This window comes from Alistipes sp. ZOR0009 (assembly GCF_000798815.1).
Lineage (GTDB): Bacteria > Bacteroidota > Bacteroidia > Bacteroidales > ZOR0009 > Acetobacteroides.
In genome coordinates this window covers 72736-91974 of the sequence record NZ_JTLD01000121.1, presented here as the reverse complement: position 1 = coordinate 91974, position 19239 = coordinate 72736, and the positions used below count along the sequence as shown (strand labels likewise).

Annotated in this window: 17 protein-coding genes and 1 tRNA gene; 12 read left to right on the top strand and 6 right to left on the bottom strand. The window is 46.1% G+C overall.

Features of this window, described 5'->3' with window-relative positions; all coding sequences use genetic code 11:
* Nucleotides 1-16 precede the first annotated feature (16 nt).
* Nucleotides 17-520 carry a hypothetical protein gene (locus tag L990_RS18595; RefSeq protein ID WP_047452503.1) on the bottom strand — a complete coding sequence of 168 codons (504 nt, stop codon included), beginning with the start codon at nt 518-520 and terminating at the stop codon, nt 17-19.
* A gap of 135 nt (nt 521-655) precedes the next feature.
* Nucleotides 656-1507 carry a DUF2971 domain-containing protein gene (locus L990_RS18590; protein WP_047452501.1) on the bottom strand — a complete coding sequence of 284 codons (852 nt, stop codon included), beginning with the start codon at nt 1505-1507 and terminating at the stop codon, nt 656-658.
* 355 nt (nt 1508-1862) lie between these two features.
* Between L990_RS18590 and L990_RS18585 the strand changes: the two genes are divergently transcribed.
* Complete coding sequence (locus tag L990_RS18585; protein WP_047452499.1) at nt 1863-2780, top strand: alkaline phosphatase; 918 nt, start codon at nt 1863-1865, stop codon at nt 2778-2780.
* Nucleotides 2781-2842: 62 nt separating this feature from the next.
* Here L990_RS18585 and L990_RS18580 read toward each other — a convergent pair whose 3' ends face one another.
* Nucleotides 2843-3379 carry a TlpA family protein disulfide reductase gene (locus L990_RS18580; protein ID WP_047452497.1) on the bottom strand — a complete coding sequence of 179 codons (537 nt, stop codon included), beginning with the start codon at nt 3377-3379 and terminating at the stop codon, nt 2843-2845.
* A 48-nt stretch (nt 3380-3427) separates the two neighbouring features.
* Nucleotides 3428-4681, bottom strand: coding sequence for an Nramp family divalent metal transporter (locus L990_RS18575; protein ID WP_047452495.1), 1254 nt, complete (start codon nt 4679-4681; stop codon nt 3428-3430).
* 183 nt (nt 4682-4864) lie between these two features.
* Between L990_RS18575 and L990_RS18570 the strand changes: the two genes are divergently transcribed.
* Nucleotides 4865-5476 (top strand): hypothetical protein, encoded by a 612-nt coding sequence (locus L990_RS18570; RefSeq protein ID WP_156121696.1) that lies wholly within the window; start codon nt 4865-4867, stop codon nt 5474-5476.
* A gap of 39 nt (nt 5477-5515) precedes the next feature.
* Here L990_RS18570 and L990_RS20495 read toward each other — a convergent pair whose 3' ends face one another.
* Nucleotides 5516-6547, bottom strand: coding sequence for an OmpA family protein (locus L990_RS20495; protein ID WP_231562306.1), 1032 nt, complete (start codon nt 6545-6547; stop codon nt 5516-5518).
* A 156-nt stretch (nt 6548-6703) separates the two neighbouring features.
* Between L990_RS20495 and dxs the strand changes: the two genes are divergently transcribed.
* The 3 genes from dxs to L990_RS18550 all read left to right on the top strand — a co-directional run bounded on the left by dxs (nt 6704) and on the right by L990_RS18550 (nt 9687).
* Entirely contained in the window at nt 6704-8638 is a 1935-nt protein-coding gene (gene dxs, locus L990_RS18560) for a 1-deoxy-D-xylulose-5-phosphate synthase (protein WP_052181162.1), read from the top strand.
* A 75-nt stretch (nt 8639-8713) separates the two neighbouring features.
* Nucleotides 8714-8795 (top strand) — tRNA-Leu (locus tag L990_RS18555).
* A gap of 163 nt (nt 8796-8958) precedes the next feature.
* A complete protein-coding gene (locus L990_RS18550) occupies nt 8959-9687 on the top strand; it encodes an NUDIX hydrolase (RefSeq protein ID WP_047452491.1) in 729 nt (242 codons plus the stop codon).
* A 41-nt stretch (nt 9688-9728) separates the two neighbouring features.
* On the opposite strand, the gene L990_RS18545 is transcribed toward L990_RS18550, so the two are convergent.
* The gene (locus tag L990_RS18545) at nt 9729-10289 is read right to left on the bottom strand and encodes a hypothetical protein (RefSeq protein ID WP_047452489.1); all 561 of its coding nucleotides are present in this window, start codon (nt 10287-10289) and stop codon (nt 9729-9731) included.
* 451 nt (nt 10290-10740) lie between these two features.
* Between L990_RS18545 and L990_RS18540 the strand changes: the two genes are divergently transcribed.
* From L990_RS18540 to L990_RS18510, 7 genes are all read left to right on the top strand, one after another.
* The gene (locus L990_RS18540) at nt 10741-11955 is read left to right on the top strand and encodes a glycosyltransferase (RefSeq protein ID WP_047452487.1); all 1215 of its coding nucleotides are present in this window, start codon (nt 10741-10743) and stop codon (nt 11953-11955) included.
* A gap of 22 nt (nt 11956-11977) precedes the next feature.
* Nucleotides 11978-12877 (top strand): glycosyltransferase family 2 protein, encoded by a 900-nt coding sequence (locus L990_RS18535; protein ID WP_047452485.1) that lies wholly within the window; start codon nt 11978-11980, stop codon nt 12875-12877.
* A complete protein-coding gene (locus tag L990_RS18530; RefSeq protein WP_047452483.1) occupies nt 12861-14054 on the top strand; it encodes a glycosyltransferase in 1194 nt (397 codons plus the stop codon). Before L990_RS18535 ends, L990_RS18530 begins: the two co-directional genes overlap by 17 nt.
* The gene (locus L990_RS18525) at nt 14011-15174 is read left to right on the top strand and encodes a glycosyltransferase family 4 protein (RefSeq protein ID WP_047452481.1); all 1164 of its coding nucleotides are present in this window, start codon (nt 14011-14013) and stop codon (nt 15172-15174) included. Before L990_RS18530 ends, L990_RS18525 begins: the two co-directional genes overlap by 44 nt.
* 86 nt (nt 15175-15260) lie before the next feature.
* Nucleotides 15261-17372, top strand: a complete 2112-nt coding sequence (locus L990_RS18520; protein ID WP_047452479.1) for an LruC domain-containing protein — start codon at nt 15261-15263, stop codon at nt 17370-17372.
* Entirely contained in the window at nt 17373-18002 is a 630-nt protein-coding gene (locus tag L990_RS18515; protein WP_047452477.1) for an acyltransferase, read from the top strand.
* Between the two features lie 27 nt (nt 18003-18029).
* Nucleotides 18030-19211, top strand: a complete 1182-nt coding sequence (locus L990_RS18510) for a glycosyltransferase family 2 protein (protein WP_047452475.1) — start codon at nt 18030-18032, stop codon at nt 19209-19211.
* The last annotated feature ends 28 nt before the right edge of the window (nt 19212-19239 follow it).

Sequence of the window (19239 nt, the reverse complement as noted above, 5' to 3'; positions counted from 1 at the left end):
AACCTTAAGCTACCTGCTACGGAAAAAGCTTACTAAGCGGGTTGTGACGCTTAAACACCGTCCTCTCTCCCGTTTCCATTTCGATAAGGGTTAGCAGAGAACCCGTAACCTCAACACCAAACACGGCCTGCATAGCCTGATTTTTGGCAAGCTCGGCAAAAACGGCATCACCCCTTCTTGCCACCACTAAAGAGCCTTTGCTATCGGTAAAAATAACCTCGGCAAACTCCAGCAGCATGCTATCGGGGGTAACCGTTAGCGCTCCTTTAATGCATTCGCCCTGCTTAAATACACCCGAGTTGGTAACTTTGGTAAGCGTTTCGAGCTGAAAGGTGCTACCTTTAAGCAGCAAGTTTACGGTGCCAGACTCGCCATCTGCCGCATGCTGCATCACCCAAAGGCCATCAAGCCTGTTAGAGGAACCATCGCCCTCCTTAGCGCACGAGACGGTAAGAACAACGGCTGCAAGGAGCATTGCCTTGGCCGCCATTCGTACCAGTATATTTTGTAGTATGCCCATAGCTGTAGTAGTATTCCTACCAGTATAGAGGAAGCTAAAGGCTGTTTGTACTCAGTGAAAAAGGAATAAAAGGCGCACCATACACGCTTTGCACTAGAAAAGCAATGAAAATTTTCCCTTTTAGGTTGGCGGCCGCTACCTCAACAGCGACTTTTGGACGTCGCGAATACAATTTAAGATTTCCTCGTCGAGCTCCTTCTTTTTCTGCTTCTTGGCGCTAACCTTGTTTGCCCTATAGTGGCTTTTGTAGGTTTCGAGCTCGTTAATGCACCCTTTTACATCAATGGCCCCCTTGCGGATAACGTCCGGATCCATCCCATGCTCCTTTACCAAATCGCGAATAATGGGGTAGAGCTGCACGTTAAATCGCGAGCCCAATATGATGGCCGTTACAGCCCCTTCGAGATTAAAGACAACATCCTCGTCGTAATTTTCGAGAGCTATAAATCGGAACTCCTGCTCGTGGCTCCACGAACGATCTTTTGTAAAGAAGCGCTCATCCACAAAATTGCTGTTATTGAGAAGCGACTGCACGTACTCGTCAAGTTCCACCGACTTACGGCGGGCATTCATATGCAGAAAGTTTTCGAGAATCTCACCGCTCTTGTGAGATGAATCGGCATAAACCATACGCTTATGTCGCACGTTATGGCGTCCAATAATTTTTAGGTTATTTGCGATCAGCTTGTAGTAGTCAATTTCGAGGCACACACCACCCCAACACTCGGCGCAGCTTACCCACATCGGCTGAATCTCATAGCCTCGTAAAGAGGTAGCGCCGTCGCCGTCGGCACAAAACGACAGGCTTTTTACATCCAGCAAACGATCGCCAACGCTATTGCTACCAGCCTTAGTCTCGGCAAGAAGCAGCTCTGTCGGATCGTTGGAGTTAATAAGAGAGTTCATCCTCAACTTTAGACCCGGAAGGATATACCTAAGCAGCGTATCAACTTTTGTATAGTGATAAAGTTTTAATGAATCGTCCATACGTTTAATATATTTTGCTCAAATGTATCACAAATACACGTTCTTCCATTTTCGCCAAAATGCGCATGGGCCATCAAAAGAACACCTAAAAGCTCACCCTTAGCAGAATACATATGCGCCTCCCTTCTTGTTATTAAACAAAGTTAACTTTTGTTTACTTGTATTGATCTAATTTAAAAAGATATAAACAAAAAAAAGGTATCAACAGCCAATTTCACGGCAATAATTGCCACACACCCTTCCAGTCGGTATGTCTTTTTACAAATTGAAAAATACCAACAGCTATTTATAGATACATTTGTGCCATACCAACGCCATAAATGGCGTTAATTACTCAAACCTTAGTTAACACACCATGAGAAAAGCAACCTATCTACTAGCAGCGGCACTATGCTCGCTATGCCTGCTTGCGGAAAGCCAAGTGGCTGCCGCAAAAAAGGGAATGCCCAAGCACGTCATTATTGTTGGATTTGATGGGCTTAGCGCAAGATCAATCACCGATGGCGCCAATATGCCCAACCTGCGCAAACTTATGTCAGAGGGATCGTACACGCTAAAGCAGCGCTCCATACTTCCTTCATCCAGCGCCTGCAACTGGGCTTCCATGTTTAAGGGGGCAGGTCCCGAACTCCACGGATTCACCAACTGGGGAACCCAAAAACCAGAGGTACAACCTCCTATTGCTAACCGCAACGGCCAATTTCCTGCAATATTTGATCTGTATAGGGAGAAATCAGCGGCAGCAGAGATTGGCTACCTGTACGAATGGGGCGGCATGCGCTACGTTGTCGACACCCTAGCAATGAGCTATAAGCTTCATGCCGAACCTAACGACGCCAACCCTGAAGGCATTCTAAATTCTGGAGTATCCTACATTAAGGAGAAAAAGCCCAACCTTTGCGCGCTCATTTTTCACGAACCCGACGGCGTAGGGCACAGCATAGGATGGAGCAGCCCTGCATACATGGCAAAAGTAACGGTGCTAGACAGCTACCTCGGAAAGGTTATCACAGCCGTTAAAGAGGCTGGCATCATGGACGAAACTGTTATCGTTGTCGTAGCCGATCATGGCGGCGTAAACAAAGGCCATGGCGGCACATCGATGAACGAAATGCAAACCCCGCTCGTTTTCTTTGGTAAGGGAATAAAGAGAAACTTCCAAATACCAGAAAGCACAATGGTATACGATGTAGCCGCAACAGTAGCCTACATGCTAAAAGTGCAGCAACCTCAGGCTTGGATAGCTCGTCCAATCACCTCCATTTTCGAGTAAGCACAGATTTCAGAAGTTCTAAATAAAAAAGCCGCGATAGTTTCGCGGCTTTTTCTCTTATTTTACTTGCCTAAACGTTCTTCTAAAAATTTGACCATTTCGGCAAACTCCTCCTCCGTGTAGCCAATAGACGCATAGGCTACCTTCCCTTCTCCATCAATTATGAAGTTTCGAGGAATGCTATTTTTAGCAAATTTACCGTAAACCTCGCGCTTTAAATCGGAAAGGAAGGGCAACGTGTACTTAAACTTTTCGTTAAAGGACTTTACCTTATCCATTCCTTCCTCTCTGGCAAAGCAAAGTAGCACAAAGTTGGGATTGTCCTTGTACTTATCCCAAACCTTACTCTGAAGATGGGGCATCTCCATGCGACAAGGGCCGCACCATGTTGCCCAAAAATTCACAAGTACCGTCTTGCCTTTTAGATCGGCAAGCGAAACGGTTTTACCGCTGGCATCGGTATAGGTAAAGTTGGGAGCCATGTCGCCTACGTTAACTAACGACGACTGCTCTTCGATTCCCTGCTTAGGAGCATTGGGGGTTTGCGCCTGTAACGATACTGTAAGCATCAGTCCAAGGGCTGCTAGTAGTATTCTCATTGGTAGTAGTTTTTGTCGATCACAATATAGGAAATATCCTTAAAGGTTCTACACAAAGAAGCTTACCAGCAGCATCACATTTAAAACAGTAACGATAGTTCCCAGCAGGTAAATGAGAATACGTGTAGACGTCGAATTCTTATACTTACCCATCACCTTTTCGGACGAGGTAAGCCTCGCTTGGAAAAATATTGTAAACGGCAGCTGCATGCTCAGAAACATCTGCGAAAGAATTAATCCTCTAAAAGGATCGCCAATAATGAAGATAAGCAGCGTAGCAGCCACCAACGATAGCGCAACTCCAATTCTAGAATGCGAATCCTTGATGTCGTAGGGTTCGTTATACATCCCTGCAAATATGGAACCGGCCGCCATTCCAGAAGTGATGGTTGAAGCAATACCTGCAAAGAGGAGCGCCACTGCAAATATGTTACTAGCGTTGCTACCAACTAGCGGAACAAGCAAATTCTTGGCCTGCTGTAGCTCTGTAACACCTTGCCCTGCGGCAAAAAAGGTGGCAGCGGCAAGCAGTATCATCGCGCTATTAATAGCCCAACCGATAACCATCGAAAATAGCGTATCAAAAAATTCGTACTTCAGTTGCTTCTCTATAACCTTTTCGTCAGATAAATTCCATTGGCGGCTTTGGATCACCTCCGAGTGCAGAAAAAGATTATGCGGCATAACAACGGCGCCTAATACGCTCATGATTATCACCATAGATCCCTCAGGAAATGAAGGGACAACCCAAGCTTTAGTAGCTGCCCCCCAATCGATATTAACCAACGAAAGCTCATAAATAAACGACAGCCCGATAATAGATACAAAGGCGATAATCCACCTTTCGATAACCTGGTAGCTATTGGTAAAAAGCATAATCAGAACAAATACCAACACCAGCAATGCGCCAATCTTTATAGGAATAGAAAAAAGCATGTTAAGGGCAATTGCGCCACCTAGTATTTCTGCTAGAGAGGTGGAAATAGAAGCAAGCATAGCCGAACCGAGAAAGGCTTTAGCCGTTCGTGGTTTGAAATACTTATTGGCAGCCTCAGAGAGGCACAATCCGGTTGCTATACCAAGGTGTGCCACATTATGCTGTAGCACTATTAGAAGTATGGTAGACAAGGTTACCATCCAAAGTAATGCGTAACCATAGTCGGCACCTGCGGCTAAGTTAGAAGCCCAGTTACCTGGGTCGATAAAACCTACGGTTACCAGCAAACCTGGCCCTACATACTTAAGAAGTTCGAGCGCGCTAAACTGCGGCTTATGGTCTTTGGGGTCTTTAATCCAGCTCATAGTAATATTTCTAGCTCAAATATACGGTAAAGCACAACTAATCGAATAGTTAATTAGTACATCAAAAAATTGGCTCTTTTTTAAACAAACAAACAGAAAGAGTTGTTTACGAATGTCGTAAAAGAATGGATGTTGATTTTTAGCCTATTATATAGTTTAAGTAAATTTTAAAAGTTATACCGCATGAGGATCCCATTTTACCGATGGATGTCCGTTGTAGGTGCTTACTATCTAACATTAACACTACTTGCAGCCTCTTTTAGCGGCTGTGTAACCAATCTCACCCCATTAAGCAACAGCTCGCAGCACTCTTTTGAAGCAATAGGACAGCACTTCGCCATCTCAAAAGAGGGGAAATCGGAGATTTGGGTTGCCGCTTACCATGCTTCAGGAAGTAAGCTCCTCTTTGTACTTCATTTTCTGAATTTAGATAGCCTCACGGCAACCTTCGACCCTCAAATTATACAAGCAATCGGGTTTAACGAGAGGGGCGACTCCACGACTCTCCCCGTATACGCCTCATCGACCTACCTAAAAGGAGAGCTTGGCTTTCGAAAGGTTGGTAAAGGATTGGCGTATCTATCCCGCGGAGGAAAAGAAAGCGAGCAGCCTACGAGTAAGGTTGACACCTACATCTCGCTAGATGAAAACAGCATTCACAAAATCACGTTACTGGCGAAGCAACAGGTATGCGGATCGATAGAGGTTGAAGCCAACAGCCAATTCGTTGATAAGTTTCAGCTGCGGATTCCCCTCGGAGCGGCCATCCACAGAGTAGAATTTTATGGCCAATAAAAAAGGCGCTTAGTAAAGCGCCTTTTTAGATGGAAATATCTAATTTTTATCTATTATCTGCATCAACTCCTGAAGGTTTGGCGTAAGCACAATCTCCGTACGCCTATTTTTTTGGCGAGCCTGCGATGTTTTTGTTTTGTCGATTGGTAAAAACTCACCTCTACCAGCCGCTGTAATTCGAGTTGGATCGATACCCTTATTTTCGGATAGCAGCCTAACCACCGTGGTAGATCGTTTTACGCTCAAGTCCCAGTTGTCTTTAAGTTCTCCCTTACCATTGTAGGGAACATCGTCGGTATGGCCCTCGATCATAATATTGATATCACCATTCTGTGCAAGCACCTTCCCCAACTCCCTTATTGCCTCAGCTCCTCGTGCATCAATCTCGAAACTGCCCGATTTGAATAGCAGCTTGTCCTCCATCGAAACGTAAACCAACCCGTTCTTCTGAGTAATGGTTAAGCCCTTGCCTTCAAATCCGACAAGCGCATTTTTAACCTTTTGACGCAAAGCGTTGCTTAACGAATCCTGCCTTGCAAGCATACGTTGAAGGTCAATGAGCTTAGCATTCTGATCCTGCAAATTTTGGGTTAACGAATCGAGCTTACCTTGAGCCATATTGATTGTTCTGCCTCGTGCGTTAAGAATATCTTCGAGCTTATGCAGCGAATCTTCGCGCTGCTGAAGCAGGTTTTGAGAGCGCTGTATTTCGGCTAATAGCTTCCTCGTTTCGCTTTGGGTACCTTTTAGAATGGCCTCGTGCGCCAAGTTCAAGTCGTTATACCGATCCTGCAGCTTTGCGTAATCATCGTTCAGCGTAGCAAAAGAGATATGTCGCTTGGTGCTATCGGAGATTAGCGCTGACTTTTCGCGCTCTAACACCCCTTTCTTCGACGAAAGTTCCCTAACCTGAATCTTTAGGGAATCATTTTCGCGGCTAAAGCGGCTACGCTCCTCTTCGCACTTTTGGCTGTTGTCTTTTAGAAGGTTGTACTGCTTGGCTGGCACGCACGAAAAGAGCGAGGCACCGCCAAGTACTACTAGCAAAAGTGTTTTTGTTGCACTATTCATAGGTAGTAAGCTGGTTTTATGTTGATGCATTTTGTTGTGCTTCGTTAACTCCGTTAAAAATAGGGAAAACATTCCAACTTCAAACCTAATAATCCTAAATATGGAGCTTTTCTGTTTCGTAATTTTTAACTTTGCACGATTGATTTGGAACTACTAATGGCTGAAGATTCAAAAAAGCTGCTGGATGGAATTACTTATCCTTCGGATTTAAAGCAGCTGGATGAGACTCAACTCGAGCAAGTTTGCACGGAGTTGCGCGATTTTATCATAGAACAGGTATCGACAAACCCTGGCCACTTTGGTGCCGGCTTGGGGGTTGTTGAGCTGACTGTTGCCCTACACTACGTATTCAACACACCATACGATAAGCTGGTTTGGGATGTCGGCCATCAGGCCTACCCCCATAAGATACTAACAGGCCGAAAAGAGAGCTTTCACACCAACCGAAAATACAAGGGCGTAAGCGGCTTCCCTAAAATGGAGGAGAGCGAGTATGATGCATTCGGAGTGGGACACTCTTCGACCTCCATATCGGCAGCGCTGGGTATGGCTATCGCGGCCAAACTCAACAAAGAGAATCGTAAGGTTATAGCCGTAATTGGCGATGGCTCGATGACTGCGGGGCTGGCCTTTGAGGGCTTAAACAATGCCGGAGCAGAGAAATCAGACTTGCTGGTTATTCTTAATGACAACAACATGGCCATCGACCCTAATGTTGGTGCGCTAAAGGAGTATTTACTCGATATCACCACCTCCAAAACGTACAACAAGATGCGTAAGGATGTGTGGAATATACTTGGCAACGTGGCCAAGCTAGGTCCAGTTGCCCGTCGGTATGTAAAGAAGCTGGAGTCTGGGGTAAAAACAGCCCTACTGCAGCAAAGCAACCTCTTCGAATCGCTCAACTTCAGGTATTTTGGTCCAGTTGATGGGCATGATGTGGTTCGCCTATCGCAGGTGCTTAACGACTTAAAGGACATCCCCGGACCGAAGCTGCTACACGTACTTACCAAAAAGGGAAAAGGGTACAAGCCTGCAGAGGAGGATCAGACACTTTGGCATGCCCCTGGTGTTTTCGACAAGGAAACAGGGATGCGAGTCTCTACGCCGTTGGAGCAGATATCGCCACCCCGATACCAGGATGTATTTGGAGATACGATTGTGGAGCTAGCCGAGAAAAATCCAAAAATACTAGGTATTACGCCTGCCATGCCCTCGGGATGCTCGCTTAATACCATGATGGAGAAAATGCCCGACCGTGCCTTTGACGTAGGAATTGCGGAACAGCATGCGGTAACCTACTCGGCTGGACTAGCCGCAGCAGGCTACATCCCTTTCTGCAACATCTACTCGTCATTTATGCAGCGAGCGTACGACTCGGTAATCCACGATGTGGCGCTACAAAACTTGAATGTAGTTTTCTGCCTAGACAGAGGTGGCATTGTTGGAGAGGACGGTCCTACCCATCACGGAGTGTATGACATAGGGTTTTTCCGCATAGTACCCAACATGATAGTTGCCGCACCTATGGATGAGGTGGAGCTTCGAAATATGATGTACACCGCCCAGCTAGGGAAAGGTCCATTCTCGATTCGCTACCCCCGAGGACGTGGCGTTACGCACGATTGGCGCCAGCCATTTAGCGAGATAGAGGTTGGAAAGGGAAGAACCCTATCGGAAGGTAGCCAGCTGGCCATCCTCTCGTTGGGCCATCCAGGAAATCTTGCACAAATAGTGGTTAGCCGTCTCGAAAAACAGAATATTTCGATTGGGCACTACGATATGCGCTTTGCAAAGCCCCTAGACGAGGAGCTGCTACACCACATTATGAAGACCTACAAGCAGCTGGTTACGCTTGAAGATGGAGCCATTCAGGGTGGATTTGGCAGCGCGGTACTAGAGTTTATGGCAGACCATGGCTACACCAACAGAATCGTTCGACTTGGTATTCCTGATCGATTTATTGAGCATGGCACCGTTCAGCAGCTGCATAAAGAGTGCGGTATAGACCCTGAATCGATATACAACACCGTATCGAACCTGCTTAAAGAGCAGCAGGAGGCCACCACAAGCGCAAGCAGCAACGGTTAATTTGCAAACAAACGATTTTTTTGTCGGCACAGGCCTTGCAACTAGATATAATATTTCTATCTTTGCACCGCAAACGCCCAGATGGCGGAATCGGTAGACGCGCTGGTCTCAAACACCAGTGGAGCAATCCGTGCCGGTTCGATCCCGGCTCTGGGTACCCAAACAAAACTCCTGCAATAGTATTGCAGGAGTTTTTTTATGCCCCTACTCAAACGCCCACCATCGGGCGGCATAAAAACCAGCCCGCAGCCGATCCCTTTTTTGTATAAATTCCTATCTTCGGCCTCTTAAAACCAAGTACAGGAATAAACGTTACTACCATGAATGCTATAACCAACCCTTCTGTTTCCGTTGATATTGTGGTTTTTGGCTTTGACGGAAGTACCCTAAAAGTACTGCTGGTAGAGAGGCAGCTGCTGGACGATGGCTCCCCAGAGTACAAGCTCCCAGGAAGCATGATTTCGGAGGAGGAGGACCTAGACACGAGCGCCAAGAATACGCTTCAGGCGCTTACGGGGCTGAAGAACGTTTACCTAGAGCAGCTGCACGTATTCTCGAACCCCAACCGCATAAAGAGCGAGGAGGATAGGCGCTGGATTGAGGCAACCTACGGCATCACCTCCAAGCGCATCATTACAGTTACCTACTTTTCGCTGGTAAAGATAGACCAGAGCGTGCTTAGAATTACCCGACAGGGGAAGACCATGTGGTGCAACGTGCAGGAGCTAAAGCGGGTATCGTTTGACCACAAGGAGATCATCCTAAAGGGGCTAGAACGGCTATGCAGCAACCTGCAGGCTACACCCATTGCCTTTGAGCTGCTGCCCAGAAAGTTTACCATTAGGCAGCTGCAAAACCTGTACGAGGCGGCGCTGGGTATCGACATCGACAACCGAAACTTTAGAAAGAGGCTGCAGAAGTTCCCCTTTCTTATCCAGCTAGAGGAGAAGGAGACCAAGGTAAACCACAAGCCGGCCCTACTCTACCAGTTTGATAAGCAGGGCTACCTGCAGGAGCAGAAGAAGCTGAAGCGGTTTAAGCTCTTTTAATCCCCCAAAAAAAGGAAAAGGCCCCCGAAGGAGCCTTTAGCCTAAAGCGTTTTGTCTTCGACATCGGTGTTACCCGGCAAGTCGAAGGCGGTGATGGTTATCTTATCGCCAGCCAAGCTCGCATTCTTTACGGTAGCGGTGTACACCCACTCTACCCCAAAACCAGCAACGGCGCTACCAGCCTCGACCAGCGTGCCGTCGGGATCGTGAATCTCGACCTCTACCCGTTGAACCTTAAAATCGTCGGTAACCAGAATGGAGATAACATCGCCTACATTACCGTGGTACTTAGAGAGGTTGACCTCCTGAATGCTTGGCGCATTTAAAAAATCGGCAACAGCAACCTGGTAGGCCGAGTTACCTTTTTCGCCAACAGCCGACTCGTACTCCGATTTTAGCTCGGGCTTAGCCACCGCCGACCTACCATAAATTGTTGCCTTCTGAAACCTAGCCTGATGCTCGATTTGCTTTTCAGACTTCTTCTCGGACTGCCGAGGTTTGGTTGCCATAATGGTTTTACCGTTAACCTGACGAAAGACAATCATGTCTCCGAGCATGCCACTCGCACCTTGAGTGACGATGTTGTTTTTTACTTCTGCCATACGGCTGAAATTTTAAATTATTAATAATATTATGCCTTGGTGAATAGTTAACGACAACTCCTCAAAAAACCCGACAACACAATAGTCACCAGCCGTTTAAAAAGCCACCGCGTTAAGTTTAGCAATTTTTCCAACTTGCAAATATTCCTAAACTATTTTTTTTCGATGACCGTATTACGCCATTTTGGCAGCCCTCAAAGTTCGGTGTAGGTTCGGTCTTCCTTCGGTCTTTCTTCGGTCTCGCCTCGGTTTGGGGAAATGGGAGAATATGACAAGATGGCAGGGGAAACCCACCCACTTAAAGCCATCAAAACACCAGAATCCCAATAGCACAACCTCCCGCAATATTTTTTCTGTAAACAAACATTAAACTCCCTTTCAAAATTACCTTTTGGTGGGGGTTTGCTGTTTTGTAGGTATGCAAAAGTAAAACCGCAAATACCGACGCGTTATGGTAAGGGGACGTAACTTCGTATTTATAGGGCTTCAGCCATGGGACTTATCGATAGGCAGCACAGCCAAGAATATTGCCCAAGAGGTAGCTAAGAGCAACCGCGTACTTTTTGTAAACCCGCCGCTTACGCGCAGCGAGTGGATGCTACAGCGCTCGGACGCCCGGGTGCGCCGCCGGCTGGAGGTTATTGGCGGAAAGAAGGAGTGCCTGGAGCAGGTGTCCGACACGCTGTGGGTGCTAACCCCCCGCAAGGTGGCCGAATCGGTTAACTTTATTGAGCCTCAGGAGCTGTATAAGGTATTTAACCGGATGAACGACCAGCGGCTAGCCAACGAGATAGCCTACGCCTGCAACCGCCTGGGGATGGAGGAGTACATCATCTTTAACGACAACTCGATGCTGAATGGCTTCTTCCTGAAGGAGATGCTGAAGCCAACGCTATACATCTACCTACTTAGGGATAACGTTATTGCGGTAGACTACCACAAGAAGCACGGCACCCAGATGCAGGAAGAGCTGGTGGCCAAGGCCGATCTGGTATTTTGCAACTCGGACTACTTTGCCGACTACTGCCGCCAGTTTAACCCCCAAACGTTTATGATTGGGCAGGGGTGCGACGTATCGCTGTACTCCGATCCGCAGGGGACGCTAGAGGTTGCTCCCGAGCTGAGCAGCATCCGCCGCCCCATTATAGGCTACACCGGAAGCCTTACCTCGCGCAGGCTAGATATTAAGCTGCTGGAGGAGATTGCGATCGATCGTCCGAAGTGGAGCCTTGTGCTGGTAGGTCCCGAAGATGAGGCCTTTAGGCGCTCGCGGCTGCACGAGTTTAAGCACGTGCACTTTATCCCCACGCAACCCGTAAACCGGCTACCCAACTTTATCAAAGGGTTTGATGTGGCCATTAACCCACAGGCCGTAAACGTTATCACCAACTGGAACTATCCGCTTAAAATAGATGAATACCTAGCCCTAGGACGGGCCACCGTTGCCACCAAAACCGTGTTTATGGAGTACTTCGGCAGCTGGGTATACCTTGCCACAGGAGCCAAAGAGTACCTGAAGATGATAGAAAAAGCGCTGACAGAAGATTCGCCAGAGCGTCAGGCGGCTCGGATAGCCTATGCGGCTACCCATACCTGGGAAAACTTTGTGAGCAAGATATACGAGCAGATAGAGAAGTGCCAAGTGAAGAAACCAGAAAGAGTGTGAACCGCATCAAATCCTAATACCAATGGAAAGAACGCCCCTAGTTAGCATCATTACGGTAAACTACAAGCAGGCCGATGTTACCATTGCGCTGCTCGAATCGCTTAAACGAATTACCTATCCGAACATAGAAGTGCTGGTGGTAGATAACGCCTCGGGCAGTAACGATGCGGCCAAGATAGCGGAAGAAGAACCGTGGGTACAGGTTATTGCCAGCAACGAGAACTTGGGATTTGCCGGAGGAAATAACCTTGGTCTACTGGAAAGCAAGGGAGCGCTGCTGCTATTCCTCAACAACGACATTGAAGTTCCAGTAGATTTTCTAGAGCCGCTGGTAGCCGTAATGCAGGAGGATAAGGTAGGAATGGCCAGCCCTAAAATTAGGTTCTACTACCATCCGGATACCATACAGTATGCCGGAAGCACTCCGCTAAACTACCTAACCATGCGCAACCAGGCCATAGGCTATGCCGAAGTTGACGAGGGACAGTACAACATCCCACAGGAAACCGCCTTTGCTCACGGTGCTGCCATGATTACCTCGCGCGAGGTGATTAACCGAGTTGGCGAAATGTTTGAAGGCTACTTCCTTTACTACGAGGAGCTGGACTGGTGCGAGCGCATAAAAAAGGCAGGCTACCGAATAATGTACGTACCCGAATCGGTTGTATTCCATAAGGAGTCGGTAAGTACGGGTAAGCAAAGTCCGCTCAAAACCTACTACCTCAACCGCAACCGGCTGCTGTTTCTAAGGCGCAACACCAGCGGCGTAACGCGCGTTGCAGGCGTTGCCTACTTCCTCGGAGTAGCCGTCCCCAAACGAATTATCACCACCCTAGTATACCGCGAGCCGAACCACCGCAAGGCCCTTGTTCGCTCGATATTATGGCACCTAAATTCGAAACGATATGAGTACACTACTTAGCCTCCTGTTATGGGTAGCCTACGTGTACCTATCGTTTTGGGCTATCTACTTTATGCTGTTTGCAATAGCAGGGCACCTAGGAAGTAAAAAGCATACGCCTCGCTCGCATGGCATCAGCTTCTTGGTGCTAATTCCGTCGTATAAGGAGGATGCGGTTATCATAGAGTCGGCCCAAAAGGCGGCCGAGCATAACTACCCCTACGACTACTTTGACGTGCTGGTGATAGCCGACTCGCTTGCCCCCGATACGGTGGAGACCTTAAGGCGAATACCAGTAAACGTTTTGGAAGTAATATTTGAGAAAAGCACCAAAAGCAAATCGCTAAATGCAGCATTAGATTCCCTTACCAAGGAGTATGATGCGGTGGCTATTCTCGATGCCGACAACCTAATGCAAGATGACTTTCTGGCGAAGATGGCTACACGGTTTAAGCATCAGCAGGTAGCCGTTCAGGGACATCGAATTGCCAAAAACAGGAATACCCACCTAGCCTACTTGGACGCCATAAGCGAAGAGATAAATAACCACATTTTTAGGCAAGGGCATCGGATTGCAGGGCTATCTAGTGCGCTTATTGGCTCGGCAATGGTTTTCGAATTTCGGCTATTTAAAAGCATCATGGCAGAGATAGATGCCATTGGGGGCTTCGACCGCGAGCTGGAGTTGCGCCTTATCGATAGAGGAATAAAGATAGATTACGTACTAGACGCCTACGTGCTAGACGAAAAGGTTCAACGGCAGGAGGTGTTCCAAAACCAGCGCCGCCGGTGGCTATCGGCTCAGCTACACTACTTTGGTCGCTACTATAAGTCTGGGTTTAAAGCGCTACTCGAAGGACGGATAGACTATGCCGACAAGGTAGTACAAGGAATTCAGGTACCCCGCTTACTGCTACCTGGACTAATCCTTATTCTGGGGTTAGCATCGGCCATTGCTAACGTTACGCCGAGTTGGATGCAATGGGCAGCATCGTTTACCATAACCATTGGAGCACTGCTAATATCCATCCCCCGAAAACTTTACAGCAAGCAAATGCTAAGAGCCATGATGGCGATCCCCTCAACATTTATAAACATGCTACTGCTGCTATTTAAGCTTAAAGGAGCCAACAAAACATTCATACATACGGCACATGGAGAACAATCAACCACAAAAGAGGCTACGCATAGCCATTGAAGCACAGCGCATATTCCGCCCTCGCAAGCACGGTATGGATGTAGTAGCACTAGAAATGATTCGCGAGCTACAAAAACTCGATACCGTAAACGAATACTTTATCCTAACAAAGGAGGATGAAGATATTTGCCTACAGGAGACTCCTAACTTTAAAATCATATTTCTAAAAGGCAAAAGCTATCCCGACTGGGAGCAGGTGGCATTGCCGGGCTGGCTCAGAAAGTATAGGCCAGACATACTACACTGCACCTCTAACACCGCTCCGCTAAGAGGTAAATGCAGGCTTTTTCTAACCCTGCACGACATTATTTTCTTAGAAAAGAACTACCTGCTTAGCAAAAAAGGAGGATCGTCATACCAACGATTCGGCAACTTTTACCGCCGATTTATAGCACCTAGAGCCGCTCAAAAGGCGGAAGTAATATTCACCGTATCGAACTACCAGCGAGAGGTTATATCAAAAAGGTTAAAACTCCCAGCCGAAAAAATACAGGTGGTGTACAACGGAGTAAGTCCAGCCTTTTTTGAAAGATCGGATGAATTGACTAGACAGGAGATACAAGAACATTACCAACTCCCCGATCGCTATCTCTTTTTCTTAGGGAACAAGGAACCTCGCAAGAACCTTGCAGGCGTACTAAAAGCGTATGCCCTAGAACTAGCATCATTCCCAACGGCAACTCCAGCATTGGTGATAAAAGGGATAGAGGAGGAATATCTCTATAAAACGCTAAATGAGTTAAAGCTACCCCATCTGTATCCATCAATAAAGCTAATAGGCTATATAAAATCGGAACATCTACCCACCATATACCAGATGGCGGAAATGCTCCTTTTCCCTTCATTTTCCGAAGGGTTTGGTATCCCAATAATTGAGGCAATGGCTTCGGGCATACCTGTTATCACATCAAACGTAACGTCGATGCCCGAAGTGGCAGGTGACGCCGCACTGCTTGTAAGCCCATCGGCACCAGAGGAGCTTGCAGCTGCAATAAGAAAACTTCTTTCTGATGATAGCTTACGACAATCGCTAGTTGAGAAAGGAAAAGAAAGAGCACAACCCTTTACATGGGAAAGGCTCGCCAAAACAATATTTAACAGCTATTTAGCTATTAAATAATTGCAACAACAAAACACCTGTTGTTAAAGAGGTAATGAGGTTAAGCAAATTTTATCGATTAATAGAACAAACTAAAACAAAGAGCAATGAGGCTAAAGGTTTATGCCGCCATAGCAGCGGCGCTGATTGTAGCACAATCGTGCACCAAAAACAGTAGTACGGATCCTACTCCGAATCCGACTCCAACAACCATTGACAATTTGGTTATTCCAGACAACTTTAACTTTACAACAGGCAGCAACGTGCAACTTGTAGTAAATGCTGCTGATGTTAACGGAAACCCACTTGTGGGCGTACGCTTCGATGCATATTTAAAGAATGGAAGTGAATCAAGGCTAGTGCAGACCTTTGCAACAGATTCAAAAGGAGCTGCACAAGCATACATCACCGCCCCAGCTTACTTTGATTCGGTTCAATTTGTACCCCAATATATTGGTATACCAGGAGATGTAACCGTTAAAATCGTAAACAACATTGCTTCTGTAACGTATGGGGCGCCATCCAAAAGCGTTAGCGCCATGAAGTCGGCAAGCGCAACCAATGGAAGTATCAACTTCAAGGTTGGAAATACCGTATTTAAATCCATTGCAGATTTTAACTCAAATGGAGTTCCAAATAACCTAGAGGCAAAGCGAGACGTTGTAGATGCAGCCTTCCTTGATGATGTCAACGCATCGCTCCCCGAACGCTATCCTGTGCCCGATTACAACTTACCATACCTTGCAAAGACTAATGAAACCAACGTTATCATAAAGGAGCTTTCGGATGTATGGGTAACGTTTGTACACGAAGGTGCTGGATATAGAAATGTGCTCGGTTACTATAAGTACAACCTAAATAAACCATTTACAAGTAAAGATAAAATTGATACCATATTCATTATTCTCCCCAACGTTTCCTACTATAATAGCGGTGGAGGTCTTTACTCTGGTGATAAGGTAAAAATTGGAAGATTCCCTGCAAACACAGGAATCGGCTGGGTATGCCTATCCGATGGATTCAGAAATGGAACCATTACCGCCAATAACTGGAACTGGGTTTTCTACTCCGATCCCGAATTTAATAGCGAAACGGTAGTTGCCCCTGATGCTAAGAATATACGCCAACACAATGTGCTTATTTATGACAACACCCGCGATAAAGTTCTTCTAGGGTTTGAAGATATCAAAAGAGACCAAGGCTCTGACAACGACTTTAACGATGCCGTTTTTTACGTAACCTCCAACCCTGTAACAGCTATCCAAACAGGAGATTTACCTCCAATGAAATACTCGAATAGCAAACCAGATGCCGATGGAGACGGAATTCCAGACACCTCTGACGATTATCCAAAGGATCCAAGTAAGGCCTTTAACAACTGGTATCCATCATCTTCGACCTATGGAACTTTGGCATACGAAGATTTATGGCCAGCCAAAGGCGACTACGATATAAATGATATGGTTATTGACTACAAGATTAACCAAATAACCAATGCCAGTAACAAAGTGGTAGAAGTTAATGGTGAGCTAATACTAAAGGCAATGGGAGCTAGCTACCACAACGGATTTGGGATGGCGCTTGGAGTTCCCTCTAACACCATATCGTCTGCCACAACCACATTTAAGGGTGTTCAGGGTTCGCTCATTAAGCATGGTATCGCCACATTAGGTGGCAATGGCCTCGAAGTTCCTGTAAATAACCCCTACAACAATGTTTCGGACGAAGCAATTTACATCGCCTTCGACGATGGGTATGATATCCTTAAGTATACAGGAGGAGGTAGCGGCGTAAATACCACAGTAGGTTCACCATACAGCACGCCTGAGCCTATTACCTTTAAAATTTTGTTCAGCACACCTCAAAATCCTGCAGCAATGGGCAATCCTCCATACAACCCATTCATATTTGTAAATCAAATAAGAGGAAAAGAGGTTCATCTTCAAAACATGATCCCAACAGGTAAAGCCGATGCAAGTCTCTTTATGACCGCTCAAGACAACACACAGCCCGCCAAAAAGAAGTTCTATAAGACTTACAAGAATTTACCTTGGGGCATCATTTTCCTTGACAAGTTTGACTATCCAACAGAAAATACACCAATCATTGATGCCTTCAACTTTTTCGCCCCTTGGGCCGAATCAGGAGGAACTGTCAAGACTGACTGGTATTTAGATAAATCAGGCTATAGAAACAGTAGCAAAATTTACACTAAATAGATGAGCATCAAAGATAAAATCAAAGAAAATAAAGCTCTTAAACGGTTAACTATTTGGCTACTTATGCCAAGAAATCAAGCAAGACCTCGCCTTTGGGTGAGGCTCTTGCTTAACCCGTTTAAGCATAAAAGAGGAAAGCATACAACCATATGCCGATCAGTACGTAACGATCTACTCCCCTTTCGCAACTTCAGCATTGGGTCCAACTCGACAGTAGAAGATTACGCAACTTTAAACAACGGCGTAGGAGATGTGTATATTGGAAATAACACAAGAATTGGCATCGGGAGCGTAATTATTGGCCCCGTAACAGTTGGCAACGACGTTCGCTTTGCCCAAAATGTAGTATGCTCTGGGCTAAACCACGGGTACCAAGACGTTACGACTCCAATATGGAAGCAACCTGTAACCACCTCCGAAATAATAATTGGAGACGAAACTTGGATTGGATCGAACTCTGTTGTAGTTGCTGGTGTTACTATTGGTAAACACAGTGTGATTGCAGCAGGAAGTGTTGTTACCCGTTCGATTCCTGACTATTGTGTAGCGGGTGGTAACCCGGCCAAAATCATAAAACAATACAACCCAGCGACTCAGACATGGGAAAAACCGATACAGGTAGCCCTGTAGAAAAAGTTAACTATAAACTAACATCAAATGCTAGCACCCAAAATCATATTCTGGCTATGTGCAGCAATCATATTCTACGCATACATTGGCTATGCTTTAATTCTGTACATTCTTGTTAAAATAAAACGCCTATCGGGAAAGCAAGAGCGAGCCAACACCAACTATGAGCCCGACGTAACCTTGCTTATTGCCGCCTATAACGAGAAGGATTATGTAGACGAGAAAATGCACAACACGCTTCAGCTCGACTATCCAGCAAGTAAGCTAACCATACTATGGGTTACCGATGGTTCCAATGACGGCACTCCAGAAGCTATTCGTCAATATACACAGGCCGTAGTAGAGCATCAAGAGGGAAGAGCGGGTAAAATTGGAGCTATCAATAGAGGCATGAGGCTCGTAAAAACCCCAATAACCATCTTTTGTGACGCCAACACACATCTAGGGAAAGACTCTATACGCCGAATCGTAGCCCTATTCGCTAACCCTAAAGTAGGCTGCGTATCTGGTGAGAAAAGAATTTTATTAGACGAAAAAGAGGCCGCCGCATCAGCAGGAGAAGGCGCGTACTGGAAGTACGAATCAACCCTTAAACGTTGGGATTCTGAACTAAACTCTGTTGTCGGTGCAGCAGGAGAACTGTTTGCAATCAGAACAGAACTGTTTGAGGAAGTAGAAAAAGACACGCTTCTAGACGACTTCATGATTTCGATGCGCATTGCCCTTCGTGGATACAAAATAAAATACGATCCCGAAGCTTATGCAGCCGAAAAAGCTTCAGCTAACGTAAAGGAAGAACTTAAACGAAAAATTAGAATTTCAGCAGGAGGGATACAAAGCATCGTACGATTATCCCCTCTTCTCAATATACTCAAGTATGGATTACTCTCATTCCAGTACATCTCGCATCGAGTTTTGCGCTGGACTCTAGCTCCATTGAGCCTTCTTATAATTCTACTCACAAACACATACATTGCAATCAGAGAAGGTTTTTCGCTTGATTCCATCTACACTTGGACACTATTTTTACAAATAGCTTTTTATCTCCTTGCATTAGTTGGCTACATACTAGAAAATAAAAAATTACACATCAAGGGACTTTTTATTCCTTACTTCTTCTACATAATGAACTACGCCGTTTTTAGAGGTTTCTTCCGGTACCTAAACCACACACAAACAGTTAACTGGGAAAGAGCCAAACGAGCATAACCACCGAATAACGTCTCGCAATTTTTTT

Excerpts from the sequence above, each read along its gene's own strand:
- L990_RS18545 (WP_047452489.1), bottom strand. The coding sequence starts at position 10,289 with ATGGCAGAAGTAAAAAACAACATCGTCACTCAAGGTGCGAGTGGCATG.
- L990_RS18585 (WP_047452499.1), top strand. The coding sequence starts at position 1,863 with ATGAGAAAAGCAACCTATCTACTAGCAGCGGCACTATGCTCGCTATGC.
- dxs (WP_052181162.1), top strand. The coding sequence starts at position 6,704 with ATGGCTGAAGATTCAAAAAAGCTGCTGGATGGAATTACTTATCCTTCG.
- L990_RS18550 (WP_047452491.1), top strand. The coding sequence starts at position 8,959 with ATGAATGCTATAACCAACCCTTCTGTTTCCGTTGATATTGTGGTTTTT.
- L990_RS18540 (WP_047452487.1), top strand. The coding sequence starts at position 10,741 with ATGGTAAGGGGACGTAACTTCGTATTTATAGGGCTTCAGCCATGGGAC.
- L990_RS18515 (WP_047452477.1), top strand. The coding sequence starts at position 17,373 with ATGAGCATCAAAGATAAAATCAAAGAAAATAAAGCTCTTAAACGGTTA.
- L990_RS18535 (WP_047452485.1), top strand. The coding sequence starts at position 11,978 with ATGGAAAGAACGCCCCTAGTTAGCATCATTACGGTAAACTACAAGCAG.
- L990_RS18595 (WP_047452503.1), bottom strand. The coding sequence starts at position 520 with ATGGGCATACTACAAAATATACTGGTACGAATGGCGGCCAAGGCAATG.
- L990_RS18590 (WP_047452501.1), bottom strand. The coding sequence starts at position 1,507 with ATGGACGATTCATTAAAACTTTATCACTATACAAAAGTTGATACGCTG.
- L990_RS18580 (WP_047452497.1), bottom strand. The coding sequence starts at position 3,379 with ATGAGAATACTACTAGCAGCCCTTGGACTGATGCTTACAGTATCGTTA.
- L990_RS18520 (WP_047452479.1), top strand. The coding sequence starts at position 15,261 with ATGAGGCTAAAGGTTTATGCCGCCATAGCAGCGGCGCTGATTGTAGCA.
- L990_RS18570 (WP_156121696.1), top strand. The coding sequence starts at position 4,865 with ATGAGGATCCCATTTTACCGATGGATGTCCGTTGTAGGTGCTTACTAT.
- L990_RS18525 (WP_047452481.1), top strand. The coding sequence starts at position 14,011 with ATGGAGAACAATCAACCACAAAAGAGGCTACGCATAGCCATTGAAGCA.
- L990_RS18510 (WP_047452475.1), top strand. The coding sequence starts at position 18,030 with ATGCTAGCACCCAAAATCATATTCTGGCTATGTGCAGCAATCATATTC.
- L990_RS18575 (WP_047452495.1), bottom strand. The coding sequence starts at position 4,681 with ATGAGCTGGATTAAAGACCCCAAAGACCATAAGCCGCAGTTTAGCGCG.
- L990_RS18530 (WP_047452483.1), top strand. The coding sequence starts at position 12,861 with ATGAGTACACTACTTAGCCTCCTGTTATGGGTAGCCTACGTGTACCTA.
- L990_RS20495 (WP_231562306.1), bottom strand. The coding sequence starts at position 6,547 with ATGAATAGTGCAACAAAAACACTTTTGCTAGTAGTACTTGGCGGTGCC.